The sequence below is a fragment of the Bradyrhizobium lablabi genome, assembly GCF_001440475.1.
GTDB classification, from domain to species: domain Bacteria; phylum Pseudomonadota; class Alphaproteobacteria; order Rhizobiales; family Xanthobacteraceae; genus Bradyrhizobium; species Bradyrhizobium lablabi.
The window spans coordinates 74,666-88,250 of record NZ_LLYB01000065.1 but is presented as its reverse complement, the minus strand read 5'-3'; the positions used below and the strand labels follow the sequence as shown (position 1 = coordinate 88,250).

Annotated in this window: 14 protein-coding genes and 1 pseudogene; 6 read left to right on the top strand and 9 right to left on the bottom strand. The window is 64.4% G+C overall.

Annotated features, from left to right (window positions below; all coding sequences use genetic code 11):
• Positions 1-23 precede the first annotated feature (23 nt).
• From CQ14_RS15385 to CQ14_RS15365, 5 genes are all read right to left on the bottom strand, one after another.
• A complete protein-coding gene (locus tag CQ14_RS15385; protein ID WP_057858801.1) occupies positions 24-905 on the bottom strand; it encodes a 3-hydroxybutyryl-CoA dehydrogenase in 882 nt (293 codons plus the stop codon).
• Positions 906-1,102: 197 nt separating this feature from the next.
• Positions 1,103-2,047 (bottom strand): electron transfer flavoprotein subunit alpha/FixB family protein, encoded by a 945-nt coding sequence (locus tag CQ14_RS15380; RefSeq protein ID WP_057858707.1) that lies wholly within the window; start codon positions 2,045-2,047, stop codon positions 1,103-1,105.
• Positions 2,047-2,796 carry an electron transfer flavoprotein subunit beta/FixA family protein gene (locus tag CQ14_RS15375; RefSeq protein ID WP_057858706.1) on the bottom strand — a complete coding sequence of 250 codons (750 nt, stop codon included), beginning with the start codon at positions 2,794-2,796 and terminating at the stop codon, positions 2,047-2,049. The genes CQ14_RS15380 and CQ14_RS15375 overlap by 1 nt, the downstream gene beginning before the upstream one ends.
• Before the next feature lie 136 nt (positions 2,797-2,932).
• Positions 2,933-3,505 carry a cob(I)yrinic acid a,c-diamide adenosyltransferase gene (locus tag CQ14_RS15370; protein ID WP_057858705.1) on the bottom strand — a complete coding sequence of 191 codons (573 nt, stop codon included), beginning with the start codon at positions 3,503-3,505 and terminating at the stop codon, positions 2,933-2,935.
• 22 nt (positions 3,506-3,527) lie between these two features.
• Positions 3,528-3,722: a twin transmembrane helix small protein gene (locus tag CQ14_RS15365; RefSeq protein ID WP_057858704.1), complete on the bottom strand. Its 195-nt coding sequence runs from the start codon at positions 3,720-3,722 to the stop codon at positions 3,528-3,530.
• Between the two features lie 178 nt (positions 3,723-3,900).
• Here CQ14_RS15365 and CQ14_RS15360 point away from each other — a divergent pair, with 178 nt between their 5' ends.
• The gene (locus tag CQ14_RS15360; RefSeq protein ID WP_430650186.1) at positions 3,901-4,761 is read left to right on the top strand and encodes a YihY/virulence factor BrkB family protein; all 861 of its coding nucleotides are present in this window, start codon (positions 3,901-3,903) and stop codon (positions 4,759-4,761) included.
• Here CQ14_RS15360 and CQ14_RS15355 read toward each other — a convergent pair.
• From CQ14_RS15355 to CQ14_RS15345, 3 genes are all read right to left on the bottom strand, one after another.
• Positions 4,685-5,944, bottom strand: a complete 1,260-nt coding sequence (locus CQ14_RS15355; RefSeq protein WP_057858702.1) for an ATP-binding protein — start codon at positions 5,942-5,944, stop codon at positions 4,685-4,687. The genes CQ14_RS15360 and CQ14_RS15355 overlap by 77 nt on opposite strands.
• A 90-nt stretch (positions 5,945-6,034) precedes the next feature.
• Positions 6,035-6,910 (bottom strand): tRNA glutamyl-Q(34) synthetase GluQRS, encoded by an 876-nt coding sequence (gluQRS, locus tag CQ14_RS15350; protein WP_057858800.1) that lies wholly within the window; start codon positions 6,908-6,910, stop codon positions 6,035-6,037.
• Positions 6,910-7,740: a nucleotidyltransferase domain-containing protein gene (locus tag CQ14_RS15345; RefSeq protein WP_057858701.1), complete on the bottom strand. Its 831-nt coding sequence runs from the start codon at positions 7,738-7,740 to the stop codon at positions 6,910-6,912. The genes gluQRS and CQ14_RS15345 overlap by 1 nt, the downstream gene beginning before the upstream one ends.
• A 160-nt stretch (positions 7,741-7,900) precedes the next feature.
• On the opposite strand from CQ14_RS15345, the gene CQ14_RS15340 reads away from it, so the two are divergent.
• Positions 7,901-8,548: a DNA-3-methyladenine glycosylase family protein gene (locus tag CQ14_RS15340; RefSeq protein ID WP_057858799.1), complete on the top strand. Its 648-nt coding sequence runs from the start codon at positions 7,901-7,903 to the stop codon at positions 8,546-8,548.
• A 111-nt stretch (positions 8,549-8,659) separates the two neighbouring features.
• On the opposite strand, the gene CQ14_RS15335 is transcribed toward CQ14_RS15340, so the two are convergent.
• Complete coding sequence (locus tag CQ14_RS15335) at positions 8,660-9,547, bottom strand: LysR family transcriptional regulator (protein WP_057858798.1); 888 nt, start codon at positions 9,545-9,547, stop codon at positions 8,660-8,662.
• 204 nt (positions 9,548-9,751) lie between these two features.
• On the opposite strand from CQ14_RS15335, the gene CQ14_RS15330 reads away from it, so the two are divergent.
• The 4 genes and pseudogenes from CQ14_RS15330 to CQ14_RS46280 all read left to right on the top strand — a co-directional run.
• Positions 9,752-10,726 carry an NAD(P)H-dependent flavin oxidoreductase gene (locus CQ14_RS15330; RefSeq protein ID WP_057858700.1) on the top strand — a complete coding sequence of 325 codons (975 nt, stop codon included), beginning with the start codon at positions 9,752-9,754 and terminating at the stop codon, positions 10,724-10,726.
• 44 nt (positions 10,727-10,770) lie between these two features.
• On the top strand, positions 10,771-11,973 hold the full coding sequence (locus CQ14_RS15325) for an ABC transporter substrate-binding protein (RefSeq protein ID WP_156435012.1): 1,203 nt from the start codon (positions 10,771-10,773) through the stop codon (positions 11,971-11,973).
• An 18-nt stretch (positions 11,974-11,991) separates the two neighbouring features.
• Positions 11,992-13,176: pseudogene (locus tag CQ14_RS15320) on the top strand (AMP-binding protein); the annotation flags it as partial.
• Position 13,177: 1 nt separating this feature from the next.
• Positions 13,178-13,507: AMP-binding enzyme (locus CQ14_RS46280; RefSeq protein WP_430650180.1), on the top strand; the 330-nt coding region annotated here is incomplete at its 5' end.
• Between the last annotated feature and the right edge of the window lie 78 nt (positions 13,508-13,585).

Here is a 13,585-nt window from a genome sequence, read left to right as displayed (position 1 = left end):
CTACGGCACCGAGAACGCGACTATCAGCGCGTCGGGACCGGCTTGTCGCCGCGGTAGTCGTAGAAGCCGCGCTGGGTTTTGCGCCCCAACCAGCCGGCCTCGACATATTTCACCAGCAGCGGGCACGGCCGGTACTTCGAATCCGCCAGCCCCTCATGCAACACCTGCATGATCGACAGACAGGTATCGAGGCCGATGAAATCGGCCAGTTCCAGCGGGCCCATCGGGTGATGCGCGCCGAGCTTCATGGCCGCATCGATCGCCTCGACGTTTCCGACGCCCTCATAGAGCGTGTAGATCGCCTCGTTGATCATCGGCAGCAGGATACGGTTGACGATGAAGGCCGGAAAATCCTCCGATACCGCGATCTGCTTGCCGACCTTGCCGACAAATTCCTTTGCCGTTTCGAAGGTGGAATCGTCGGTGGCGATGCCGCGGATCAGCTCGACCAGTTCCATCGCCGGCACCGGATTCATGAAATGAATGCCGATGAATTTTTCCGGACGATCGGTCGAGGCGGCGAGCCGCGTGATCGAGATCGACGAGGAGTTGGTAGCGACGATCGCTTCCGGCTTCAGCACAGCGCAGAGCTCGTGAAAGATCTTGCGCTTGACCTCTTCCTTTTCGACTGCGGTCTCGATCACGAGGTCGCAGTCCGCCAAACCATCCAGCGTCTCGGCGGAGGTGATCCGGGCGAGCGCCTTTTTGCGCGCATCCTCGGTGATGTGCTGCTTGGCGACCTGGCGCGACAAATGGCCGTTGATGGTCGCCATCGCCGATTTCAGCCGTTCGTCGGAGATATCGTTGAGCACCACGTCGAAGCCGGCGAGCGCCGCCACATGCGCGATCCCGTTGCCCATCTGGCCCGAACCGATCACGCCGACCTTCTTGATTGTCACCGCCATCTTGTCATCCACCGGAACGGCGCGCACATCGCGCCTGTTCATCTTCAAACCTCAGTTACGATATCATCAGAGGCGAGGTTTCAGTCCCACCATTGGCACGTATTCGTCACGCGAAGCTTAATCCACTTCGCCCGCAACCGCTTAAGGTAAATATCGGCCGGACGTTGCGCGTCCGGCCGATGTCTGGCCGTTTTTTCTTACTTTCCGAGCTTGCCGAGCGCCTCGGTCAGCTCAGGAACCGCCTGATAGAGGTCCGCGACCAGGCCATAATCGGCAACCTGGAAGATCGGCGCATCTTCATCCTTGTTGATCGCAACGATCACCTTGGAATCCTTCATGCCGGCGAGATGCTGGATCGCGCCGGAAATGCCGATCGCGACATAGAGTTCCGGGGCAACCACCTTGCCGGTCTGACCAACTTGCCAGTCGTTCGGCGCGTAGCCGGCATCGACCGCGGCGCGCGAGGCGCCGACGCCGGCACCGAGCTTGTCGGCGAGCGGCTCGATATATTTGGCAAAGTTCTCGCGGCTCTGCATGGCACGGCCGCCCGAGACGATGATCTTGGCCGAGGTCAGTTCGGGACGATCGCTCTTGGCGACCTCCTCGCCGACGAAGCTGGAAAGACCCGGATCGGCCACGGCTGCGGCGTTCTCGACCGGCGCGCTGCCGCCGTCACCGGCCGCGGCAAAGGTCGAGGTGCGCACCGTGATGACCTTCTTGGCGTCCTTGGACTTCACCGTCTGGATCGCGTTGCCGGCATAGATCGGCCGCTCGAAGGTGTCAGGCGAAACCACCTTGATGATTTCAGACACCTGCATCACGTCGAGCAGGGCTGCGACGCGCGGCATCACGTTCTTGAAGCGCGAGGTCGCGGGCGCGACGAACGCATCGTAGGACGGCGCCAGCGATACGATCAGCGCGGCCAGCGGCTCGGCGAGATCGTGGGCGTAAGCCGCGTTGTCCGCCAGCAGCACCTTCTTGACGCCGGCAAGCTTGGACGCGGCATCGGCCGCCGCCTTGGCGTTTTCGCCGGCGACCAGCACATGCACGTCGGCGCCGAGCGCAGCGGCAGCCGTCAGCGTCTTGTTGGTGGCGTCCTTGATCGACGCATTGTCGTGTTCGGCAATCAGAAGCGTCGTCATCAGAGAACCCCGGCTTCGGTCTTGAGTTTGGATACGAGCTCAGCGACGTCCTTGACCTTGACGCCTCCCTTGCGGCCGGGCGGCTCCGCCGTCTTCAGCACTTCGAGATGCGGCGTGAGATCGACGCCGTAATCGGACGCGTTCTTGTCGTCGATCGGCTTCTTCTTCGCCTTCATGATGTTGGGCAGCGACGCGTAGCGCGGCTCGTTCAGGCGAAGGTCGGTGGTGACGATCGCCGGTCCCTTCAGCTGCACGGTCTGCAGGCCGCCGTCGACTTCGCGCGTGACCTTGAAGTCGCTGCCTTCGACTTCGAGCTTGGAGGCAAACGTCGCCTGCGACCAGCCCAGCAGCGCAGCCAGCATCTGGCCGGTCTGGTTGGAATCGTCGTCGATCGCCTGCTTGCCGAGAATGATGAGACCGGGCTTCTCCGCGTCGGCCACCGCCTTGAGAATCTTCGCGACCGCGAGCGGCTCGACGTTGCCTTCGGCCTTGACCAAGATGCCGCGGTCGGCGCCCATCGCAAGACCGGTCCGGATCGTCTCCGATGCCTGCGCCGGGCCGATTGACACCACCACCACTTCGGTCGCCTTGCCGGCTTCCTTCAGGCGCAGTGCTTCCTCGACGGCGATTTCGTCGAACGGATTCATCGACATCTTGACGTTGGCCAGTTCTACGCCCGTTCCGTCGCTCTTGACGCGGACCTTGACGTTGTAATCGACCACCCGCTTTACCGGCACAAGAACCTTCATCGATCCTCTTTCGCTTCAATTCTGGGGTTTATTGGCTCGCTATTAGCTAGCTATCGGCTTGGGCGCGGAACCTAAAGGTCCCGCTATCGGCGGTCAACGCGCGAAAGGCAAAAATCGGCCCCGGATCAGGCCTACCTTAGCGGTTCTGACCCGGCACCCACAACACGTCTCCGGCCCCATTATCGTTCATGGCACGGCTGGCGACGAACAGAAAATCCGATAGTCGGTTCATATACTGAATGGCCGCCGCGCTGACCGGCTCCGCGGGGTTGGCGGCGAGTTCCACCATGATCCGTTCCGCCCTGCGGCATATGGTGCGGGCGAGATGCAGGTATGCGGCAGCGGGGGTGCCGCCGGGCAGGACGAACGAGGTCAGGGGCGCGAGGTGCTCGTTCAGCGCATCGATGTCGCGCTCGAGCCGCTCGACCTGGCTCGCCAGCATCCTCAAGCGCTCGGCCTTGCCGTCGCGCTGGGGCACCGCCAGATCAGCCCCGAGATCGAACAGGTCGTTCTGGATCCGGCCCAGCATCGCGTCGAGTTCGCTGAAATCGCCGAGATGCAGCCGCACCACGCCGATGGCGGCGTTGGTTTCGTCCACGGTGCCGTAGGCACTGATGCGCAGATCGTATTTCGGGCGGCGTTCGCCGCTGCCGAGCGCGGTGGTGCCGTCGTCCCCGGTCTTCGTGTAGATGCGGTTGAGCACGACCATCGGCCTCTCCCCTTCCTTGCCTTTATCTGCCCATCGCCCAGACCACCGCCATGGTGATGACGATGGCGACGAACTGCAGCAACACACGAAGCCGCATCAGATGCTGCGAACGGCTCGGCGGGCCGCCCCGCATCATGTTGATGAGGCCGAGCAGCAGCACGATAGCCACGGCCGCAACCGCGATGGGGAGGACGATCGAACTCAGAAAGGATGTCATCGGCGCTACATAACACCGCCAAGCGCCGACTTCCACATGTCCAACCCCCTCGCACAGCCGCTCGACGATCTGGCCTTTGGTCCAGTATTGTCAGATGCTGGCCCAGGTTCTGGGACCGCGTCGCCGCACCTGATCGAGGTGAGATGTGAGGTTCATTCGCTACGTCTACCTCGTCGTGATGGAGGCGTTTTATACGTTCCTTGCCGATGACGGCTGGGCGATCGCAAGCCACATCGCGCTGTCGATCTTGATGGCGCTGTTTCCGTTCCTGATCGTGCTGACGGCGCTGGCCGGCTTTTTCGGCTCCAAGGAACTCGCCGACGGCGCCGTCGGGCTGTTGCTGCAGACCTGGCCGCAGCAGGTCGCGGACGCGCTGTCGGGCGAAATTCACGACGTGCTGACCACCGCGCGCGGCGACATCCTGACGGTCGGCGCCGTGCTGGCGGTCTATTTCGCCTCCAACGGCGTCGAGGCGCTGCGGGTGGCGCTGAACCGCGCCTATTCGGTGGTCGAGCCGCGGGCCTGGTACTGGCTGCGGCTGGAATCGATCGGCTACACGTTGGTCGCTGCCGTCACGTCGCTCCTGATGGCGTTCCTGATCGTGCTCGGTCCGCTGATCCTGGAGACGGCGCGTCGCCACATCCCGTTCTTCGTCGAGAGCAACGAGAGGGTTCTGTTCTTCGCCCGCTACGGCATCACCATCACGGCGATGATCGTGGCGCTGTTCGTGCTGCATGCGTGGCTGCCCTGCGGCCGGCGGCGCTTTCTGCAGATCCTTCCCGGCATCGTGTTTACGATGGTGGCCTCGCTGATCTCAGGCATTGTGTTCGGCCAGTATCTGGCGCGCTTCGCCAGCAACTACGTGACGATGTATGCGGGGCTCGCCTCGGTCATCATCGCGCTGGTGTTTCTGTATTTCATTTCGGCGATTTTCGTCTTTGGCGGCGAACTGAACGCGGCGATCATGAAGTCGCAATTGCCGAAGGGGCTGTCGCTTCATGCAGCGCAGTCGCCAAGGCGCGCGGGGACACAGGCTTGACCAGGAAGATATCGGCGCCGGCGGCGCGCGACGCAGCCTCGTCCTCGCCGCGGCCGGATATGCCGATGATCGGAATACGCCCGAGCGGGGCTTGCAGCGCGCGAATGCGCCGGATGGCCTCGACGCCGTCGATCCCCGGCAGGATCATGTCCATCAGCACCGCATCGAAGGCGCCTTGCGCAAGGCGTTCGGGCGCTGCCTCGCCCTGGCCGATGAACTCGGCCTGGTGACCGAGTTCGGTCAGGATCGAATTGAGCACGACGCGGCCGAACGGATTGTCTTCGACGCTGAGCAGGCGCAGCGGCCGCGGCGAATCGATCGATCCTTCGCCGTTGGCGCCGGATGCCGCGGTCATGGCGTCGTCTGCGGATGACATCACCACGTTGAGGGTGAACGTGGTGCCGCCGCCGCGCCGTTGCGCCACGGTGATGTCGCCGCCCATGGCGCGCGCCAATTGCTTGACCGACGACAGACCGAGCCCGGCGCCGCCGAAGCGCGACGCTATAGAGACATTGGCCTGCGAAAACGGCCGGAACAGGCGCTTGATTTCGCCGAGCGTGAGGCCGATCCCGCTGTCGGAGACCGCGAACGCAACCGCGACCCGCCCCTTTGAGGCGCGCAGGGGCGTGACCTGGAGCGCGACGCTGCCCTGTTCGGTGAATTTCACGGCGTTGTCGATCAGGTTTTCCACCGCGGCGCGCAGGCGGACGGCATCGCCGATCGCAAATCCCGGAAGTTTGTCGGAGAGGATAACCGACGACTGCAGGCCCTTCGCCGCCGCGCGCCCGGTCAGCGAATCGCCGGCATTGCGGGCGAGCGTGCGCAGGTCGAAGAAGTCCTGCCGGACCTTCAGGCCGGGACCGCCGCTGCGCGCGGCGTCGACAAACAGGGTCGCCAGGCTCGCCAGATGTTCGGCACCCGCCTTGATGGTGTCGACCCAGCGCCGTTCGCGCTCGTCGAGTTCAGAGGTCGCCAGGAGGTTGCTGATCGCCAGAATGCCTGTAAGCGGCGTGCGGACCTCGTGCGCGAAGGCGGCCAGCGCGGTCTCGACCATGCCGGAGGCGGTTACGGCAGACTTGCGCGCACCGCGCATTTTTGCCGCGGCGCTGGATACGCGTTTTTTCTTCGCGCGCCGCTTCTTAACCGTTGTCGTGGTGCCTGGTAAGCGCCGCTTTGCCGCCATGATCCCCCTTCCTCTGCCGCGACCAGCATGGCACGCGAACGAGGGCAAAGTCACGGAGACCTTTGCAGCAACCCCCAGTAGAAGTACGGACTATTCCGACAATCCGACGATGCGCCTGATATCGGCCGGCGTGGCGCCCTCCCCGCGCAATTCGCGCAACCCGGTGGCAGCAGTCGATTTCGACAGCTTTTGCCCCGACGAATCGGCAACGAGCCGATGATGCCGATAGGCCGGTTGCGGGATACCGAGCAGCCGCTGCAACAAAAGATGCACGCTGGTCGACCAGAACAGGTCCTGCCCCCGCACCACAGAGGTCACGCCCTGCAGGGCATCGTCGATCACGACGGACAAATGATAGCTCGTCGGCGTCTCCTTGCGCGCCAGGATGACGTCGCCCCACGCCTCCGGGTGCGCGGCAACGATGCCGCTCTCGCCGCCGGGGCCTGAGCCGTCTTCCTGCCAGGCCAGTTCCTCCGTGCGCGCGAGCGCTTTTGGCATGTCGAGCCGCAGCGCGTAAGGCACGCCCTCCGCGATCAACTGCTGGCGCCGGTCCGGCGGCAGCGATTTCGCGTCCCCCGGATAGAGCGGCGCCCCATCGGGATCGCGCGGCCAGGGCGCGCCGGCTTCGCGCTGAGCGACCAGGCGGGCGATTTCCGCACGGCTCTCGAAACTCGGGTAGATCAGGCCGAGGCCTGCCAAGGTCTCGACCGCTTCCCGGTAGCGCGCAAAATGCTCCGATTGACGCCGCACGGGCGTTTCCCAGGAAATCCCGAGCCAGGCGAGGTCCTCATAGATAGCAGCCTCGAATTCCGGCCGGCACCTGGCCGCATCGATATCCTCGATCCGCAGCAGGAACCGACCGCCATTCGCCCGCGCGAGATCGAAACTCAGCAGCGCCGAATAGGCGTGGCCGAGATGGAGGTAGCCGTTCGGGCTGGGGGCAAATCGGAAAACGGGTGGCGGCATCAGGCGGGCCTCGCCATAGCCGGACCGCCGTCGCACTCCCGCTCCAGGCGTTCGACGACCGCCCGGTAGAATCGTTCGGCCTGCGCGACGACTTCTTCGGACGCCCGCGCGCGACCGCCCTCAAACGATGCCCTCGCCAATTGGAATTCCGAATCGATGAAGCTCGCGACGACGGGAGGCAGCGGAGCTGCCCCAAGCTCGCGCGTGACCAGCTTGCGGCTCATGAGTTCGGCAACCTCCCTCTCCAACGCGGCCGGCGGATCGCATTCCGCCATGAGCGTGGGAAAGTGCATCGGTGCGATGGCTTCGCGCGGCCGCATCCGCAGCCAGCGCAGCGTCGCCGCCGGGCGCAAGGCGTAGAAGATCTTCTTCTGCGCCACGCGCGTCCCATCGCCAAAGTAGACCCGCCTCTGGCGTTCACCAAGATGGAGATAGTGGCGACCAATGGCTTCGCGGGTCGCGGCATGCCGGGCGAACTCCAGGAAGCCGTCGCGGAACCAGGCTTGCCCGCGATAGACAACCGGCGAGCGCAACCACTCCACGATCACCGCATTGCCCTTCAGCAGCAGCCGGAGCGCCTTGCCAAGATCCCAACCGTTCGCATCGAGGTCGTCTTCGGGCGGGAACTCGATCACATCCCGTGCAGGCCAGGGCGTGACGTGCTCCGCAATACGCCGCACAAAGACGAAGCGACAATCATAGTCGCTGTCGGGCGAGGAAAAGCCCCATGCGCGGCTTCCGCTCTCAATGGCAAGCGGCAGAAATACGCCATGTTCGTCCGCGATGCGGTCGAGCAGCGCATCGATAAGCGCGACCTTCTCGCCATCCATTTCGCCTGGGATGCTTCTCAAACTCATCTTTCCAGCTCAGAGCGGGCCATGACCTGTCCGCCGAGGCAGAAAGATATCGACAGCCTGATATCGCAGACGGCTATTCGCAGTCTGCGCAAGGCAGATTACCATGCCCGGCCGTGACCAAGAAGATTCCATCATGACCGTTCACCTCAACAGCCAGTCCGACCTCGAAGACGCCGTTCACGCGCTGGTCAAGCAGGATGGGCGGCTGAAGCCGATCCTCGAACTGACCGGCATGCCGGCGCTGCGGCAGCGCGAGCCGGGATTCGCCGGGCTGGCGGCGATCGTCTGCGGGCAGCAATTGTCTACCGCGAGCGCGGGCGCGATCTGGGCGCGGCTGACGGCCGCGTTCGATCCGTTCGATCATCACGCCATCGGCAAGGCGCGCGCCGACCGGCTCGGCCGTCTCGGGCTTTCGGCCGCCAAGATCAAGACCCTGAAGAATATCGCGCGCGAACTCGCCGCCGAACGGCTGAACCTCGAGGTGCTGGCCGAGGAAGATGCGGATGCCGCGCATCATACCCTGATCGCGCTGCACGGCATCGGGCCGTGGACCGCCGACGTCTATCTGCTGTTCTGCCTCGGCCATGGCGATGCCTGGCCGGCCGGCGATATCGCCATACAGGAAGCGGTCAAGGTCGGGCTCGGCCTGCAGGCCCGTCCGACGGCCAAGCAGATGGCGCCGCTGGCCGAGCCCTGGCGTCCCTTACGCGGCGCCGCGGCGCATCTGTGGTGGAGCTATTATCGCGTGCTGAAGAAGCGCGAGGGCGTGCTGGCGAAGTAGGCCGCACGTCTCGCGACGGCGCCTGGACACAAAATCTCGAAAACAACCCCATGCAAAGTAGAATTGGGGCCGCTCGTTGCTACGCTCCGGCGCATCGTTTTCATTCCGCCTCTACCCCCGTAACTTCACCCGGTCCTCGCGCGCGCAAGCCGTGACGAAATCGATCACGGCGCGCACCGCGGGGAGATCGACGAGATCGGGATGCGCCAGCAGCCAGAGATCGGCCACGCTGACGAGTTTCTGCGGCGCGACGCGAACGAGTTCGGGATAGGCGGCGGCGACAAAGCAGGACAGCGTCGATATCCCGAGACCCGCGCGGGCGGCGGCGAGCATGTCGCCTTGCGAGGAACATCGCATCACCATCGAGCCCTGCCGCGTGATTGCGTCGCTCCAGCGCGCCAGACGTTCGTTGGACAACCGGTCGGCGAAGCCGATGACGCTGTGGCCCTTCCATTCGTCGCGCCGTTCGGGCAGGCGCCGCAGCGCCGCGTAATCGCGCGAGGCGTAGAAGCCGGTGCCGAGCCGGCCGATCTTGCGGCCGATCAAATTCTCTTCACCGCTGTCCACCGGCCGCAGCACGACGTCGGCCTCGCGGCGGCGAACGCTGGCCGGATAGGGATGGGTGATGATCTCGAGCTGGATATGGTCATGCGCGCGCAGGAACGGACCGAGCTTCGGCATCAGCCAGTGCGAGGCAAGCGTCGAACCAATCGACAGTTTGACGACGCCGCGCGCCTGCGCCCCCGTCGCCGACACCGCGGCTTCCGCACGCAGCGCCGCCGCCGCCATTGCCTCGACATGCTCGCGAAATTTGCGGCCCTGCGCCGTCAGCGAAAGACCATCATTCGAGCGCGCGAACAGGGGAATGCCGAGCTGGCCTTCCAGCTCGGCGATCTTGCGGCCGACCGTCGGATGACTGGAGCGCAATCGGCGCGCGGCGGCGGCGAAGCTGCGGGTCTCGGCCACGGCGACGAAGGTCTTGCACAGGTCCCAGTCCATCGGCTCCTCGTTCTTCGGCGCTCTGTTCATTCCTGACTGATTGCCTGTTCAATATTGAACGGCCGGGACGTGCCGTCCAGCCCTATAATGGGACCCAATAGATAGCGCCCCGGCCAGCGGCTCCGCCCGGCCCGGCGTCCTCAAATCAACATTGATCGACGCGTGCCGGCACCGCCGGCTTGGCGTTGCAAAGGGAGAGACCGAATGCCGTTGCCCGCTTCGCTTGCCAATTCGCTCGAACTGCCGGTGGTCGGCTCGCCGCTGTTCATCGTCTCCGGGCCCGAGCTCGTGATCGCCCAGTGCAAGGCCGGCATCGTCGGCTCGTTCCCGGCGCTGAACGCGCGACCGGTCGAAAGACTCGGCGAATGGCTGACCCGCATCGAGAACGAACTCGGCGAGTACAAGGTGCTGCATCCGGAGAAGAAGGTCGCGCCCTACGCGGTCAACCAGATCTGTCACGCTTCCAACGACCGGCTGATGAAAGACATGGAGACCTGCGTAAAGCACAAGGTTCCGATCATCATCACCTCGCTGCGCCCGCCGGTCGAAATCGTCGAGGCCGCGCATTCCTATGGCGGCGTCGTGTTCCACGATGTGATTAACGTCAAGCATGCGCGCAAAGCGGCCGAGCATGGGGTCGATGGCCTGATCCTGGTTTGCGCCGGCGCCGGCGGCCATGCCGGCACGCTGTCGCCATTCGCGCTGCTGCGCGAGGTGAAGCAGTGGTTCAAGGGCACCGTGCTGCTGTCAGGCGCAATCTCGGACGGCTGGGGCATTGCATCGGCGCTCGCGCTCGGCGCTGATGCGGCCTACATGGGCACGCGCTTCATCGCGACCGCCGAAGCCAACGCCGACCCGGCCTACAAGGCCGCGCTGGTCGAACACGCCGCACACGACATCGTCTATTCCAACCTGTTCACCGGCGTGCACGGCAATTATCTCGGCCCCTCGATCGTGGCCGCGGGCCTCGATCCCGACAATCTGCCGCTCAGCGACAAGTCGAAAATGAATTTCGGCTCCGGCGGCAACACCAAGGCCAAGGCCTGGCGCGACATCTGGGGCTCCGGCCAGGGCATCGGCCAGATCGCGGATGCGCCGCCGGTTGCCGAGCTGGTGGAGCGGTTGAAGGCCGAATTCGCAGACGCCAGCGGCGACTTCCTCAAGCGAGCGCGTGCGTAAGACACGCCGGCTTCAACAAACAACCAAACAAAACAGGGAGTGAGATGATGAGAGCCATTGCGATGTGTTGCGTCGGGCTTCTGGCGTTCGCGGCCAGCACGGCCCGCGCCGACAACGGCGTTACTGCTGACGAAATCCTGATCGGCCAGACCATGCCCTATAGCGGTCCGCTGTCGAGCTATTCCGGCCTTGGCAAGGTTGCCCAAGCCTATTTCGACAAGGTGAATGCCGAAGGCGGCATCGGCGGCCGCAAACTCAAGCTGCACAGCCTCGACGACGCCTATTCGCCGCCCAAGACCGTCGAACAGACCCGCCGGCTGGTCGAGCAGGACGAGGTGCTGCTGGTGTTCGGGTCGCTCGGCACGGCGACCAACAGCGCGGTCCACCGCTACCTGAACGGCAAGAAGGTGCCGCAGCTCTTCATCACCACCGGCGCCAGCAAATGGGCCGATCCGAAGCATTTCCCATGGACGATGGGCGGGATGGCCTCGTACCATTCTGAAGGCGTCATCTATGCCAAGCATGTGCTGCGCACCAAGCCCGACGCGAAGATCGCGATCCTGTCGCAGAACGACGATTTCGGCCGCGACTATGTCTCCGCGTTCAAGCGCGGCCTCGGCGACAAGGCGGCCAGCATGATCGTGGCCGAAGCGGTCTACGAGGCCACGCAGCCGACGATCGATTCGCAACTCGCCACGCTGAAGGCCTCCGGCGCCAACGTGTTCTTTGGCGTCGCGATCGGCAAGTTCGGCTCGCAGATGATCCGCCGGAGCGCCGAGATGGGCTTTAAGCCGGACCTGTTCCTGGTGCCGACGTCAGTGACCTCGATCGCGACGATCCTGACGCCCGCAGGGCTGGAAAACGCGACCGGACTGGTCTCAGCGGCCTATCTGAAGAACATCAACGATCCGCAATGGGCCGACGATGCCGACGTGAAGGAGTATTTCGCCTTCATGAAGCAGTACATGCCTTCGGCCGATCCGCACGACACCACCTATGCCAGCGGCTACACCAGCCTGACGTTGCTGGCGCACGTGCTGCGCGCGTGCGGCGACGATCTGAGCCGTGCTAACGTCTTGAAAAAGGCGACCTCGCTGAACAAGGTCTCGCTGCCGCTGCTGCTGCCCGGTATCACCGTGACGACCGGCCCTGACGACTATTTGCTGTTCCAGCAGCTTCGGATGCAACGCTTCGACGGCAAGAGCTGGGTTGGCTTTGGCGATCTGATCGAAGACCAGGAACCGTAAGAATTGGAGAAGTCTGCCATGATTATCGGCGGCGAACGCCAGATCAGCTATCCCGAAATCCACGCCCGCATCGCGCGGGCGGCGACGGGGTTCAGGGCGCTCGGCATCAGTGGCGGCACGCCCGTTGGCATGATGCTGCGTAATGATTTTGCGTTCTTCGAAGTCTCGGGCGCGGCGGCAGCACTGGGCAGCCCGGTGGTGCCTATCAACTGGCATCTGAAGGCCGAGGAGGTCGCCTACATCCTGGCCGACAGCGGCGCGAAAATCCTGGTCTGCCATGCCGACCTGCTGCCGCAGATCAGGGGCGGCCTGCCCGCCGATATCAGGCTTCTGGTGGTGGCAACGCCACCGGAAATCGCCGCAGCGTTCAATGTCGCACCCGCGCTGACGCACGTTCCCGATGGCATGACGGATTGGGACCAGTGGCGCGACACGCATGCGCCGTCGCGAGAACCGCCGATCGGCAGCGCGCCAATGTTCTATACCTCGGGCACGACGGGCCTGCCCAAGGGCGTGCGCCGCAAGCCGATGGCGCCGGAACAGGTCGCGGCCTCCGCGCGGGTCGGCGGCATCGCCTATGGCGTCAAGCCGAACGAGGATCAGGTCATCCTGATGAACGGCCCGATGTACCATTCGGCGCCGAACTCCTACGGCATGCTGGCGTTCCGCAGCGGCTGCACCATCGTGCTCGAGCCGCGCTTCGATCCCGAGGACATGCTGCAGCTGATCGAGCGCCATCGCGTCACCCACATGCACATGGTGCCGACGATGTTCGTCCGCCTGCTGCGGCTGCCGGATGAGGTGAAGCGACGTTACGATCTGTCGTCGCTGCGCTTCATCGTGCATGGCGCCGCGCCCTGCCCGCCGCAGGTCAAGCGCGCCATGATCGAGTGGTGGGGGCCGGTCATCAACGAATATTTCGGCTCGACCGAAACCGGCATTCCGGTATGGCATTCTGCCGAAGAGGCGTTGGCAAAACCCGGCACCGTCGGCCGCGCCATCGAAGGCGGTGTGGTAAAAATCTTCCGGCCGGACGGCGAGCTATGCGACGTCAACGAGCCCGGCGAAATCTTCATGCGGCAGATGTCGGTTCCGGATTTCGACTACCACGGTAAGGCCGAGGCGCGCACTGAGGCCGGCCGCGACGGCCTCGTCAGCGTCGGCGACGTCGGCTACCTCGACAAGGACGGCTATCTGTTCCTGNCGCGACATGGTGATCTCGGGCGGCGTCAACATCTATCCGGCCGAGATCGAGAACGCGCTGATCGGCATGGACGGCGTGCGCGACTGCGCGGTGTTCGGCGTCCCCGACGACGAATTCGGCGAGCGGCTGTTCGCCTGCGTCGAACCGGAGGCGGATGCTGCGCTGTCCCCCGCCGCGGTGCAGGAGTTTCTGCGCGGCAAGCTGGCGAACTTCAAGGTGCCGAAGGACATCCAGTTCATGGACGCCATGCCGCGCGAAGCCACCGGCAAGATCTTCAAGCGCAAGCTGCGGGATTTGTATACCGAAGGCAGACTGCGCGCGATTGGGTGAGAGGTCACGCTCCGCACCCTCCGCGTCATTGCGAGGAGCGAAGCGACGAAGCAATCCATCTCTCCCCGTGCGGAGAGG

Coding starts and splice junctions, on each gene's coding strand:
- CQ14_RS15385 (WP_057858801.1), bottom strand. CDS start 905: ATGGCGGTGACAATCAAGAAGGTCGGCGTGATCGGTTCGGGCCAGATG.
- CQ14_RS15380 (WP_057858707.1), bottom strand. CDS start 2,047: ATGACGACGCTTCTGATTGCCGAACACGACAATGCGTCGATCAAGGAC.
- CQ14_RS15375 (WP_057858706.1), bottom strand. CDS start 2,796: ATGAAGGTTCTTGTGCCGGTAAAGCGGGTGGTCGATTACAACGTCAAG.
- CQ14_RS15370 (WP_057858705.1), bottom strand. CDS start 3,505: ATGGTCGTGCTCAACCGCATCTACACGAAGACCGGGGACGACGGCACC.
- CQ14_RS15365 (WP_057858704.1), bottom strand. CDS start 3,722: ATGACATCCTTTCTGAGTTCGATCGTCCTCCCCATCGCGGTTGCGGCC.
- CQ14_RS15360 (WP_430650186.1), top strand. CDS start 3,901: ATGGAGGCGTTTTATACGTTCCTTGCCGATGACGGCTGGGCGATCGCA.
- CQ14_RS15355 (WP_057858702.1), bottom strand. CDS start 5,944: ATGGCGGCAAAGCGGCGCTTACCAGGCACCACGACAACGGTTAAGAAG.
- gluQRS (WP_057858800.1), bottom strand. CDS start 6,910: ATGCCGCCACCCGTTTTCCGATTTGCCCCCAGCCCGAACGGCTACCTC.
- CQ14_RS15345 (WP_057858701.1), bottom strand. CDS start 7,740: ATGGATGGCGAGAAGGTCGCGCTTATCGATGCGCTGCTCGACCGCATC.
- CQ14_RS15340 (WP_057858799.1), top strand. CDS start 7,901: ATGACCGTTCACCTCAACAGCCAGTCCGACCTCGAAGACGCCGTTCAC.
- CQ14_RS15335 (WP_057858798.1), bottom strand. CDS start 9,547: ATGGACTGGGACCTGTGCAAGACCTTCGTCGCCGTGGCCGAGACCCGC.
- CQ14_RS15330 (WP_057858700.1), top strand. CDS start 9,752: ATGCCGTTGCCCGCTTCGCTTGCCAATTCGCTCGAACTGCCGGTGGTC.
- CQ14_RS15325 (WP_156435012.1), top strand. CDS start 10,771: ATGATGAGAGCCATTGCGATGTGTTGCGTCGGGCTTCTGGCGTTCGCG.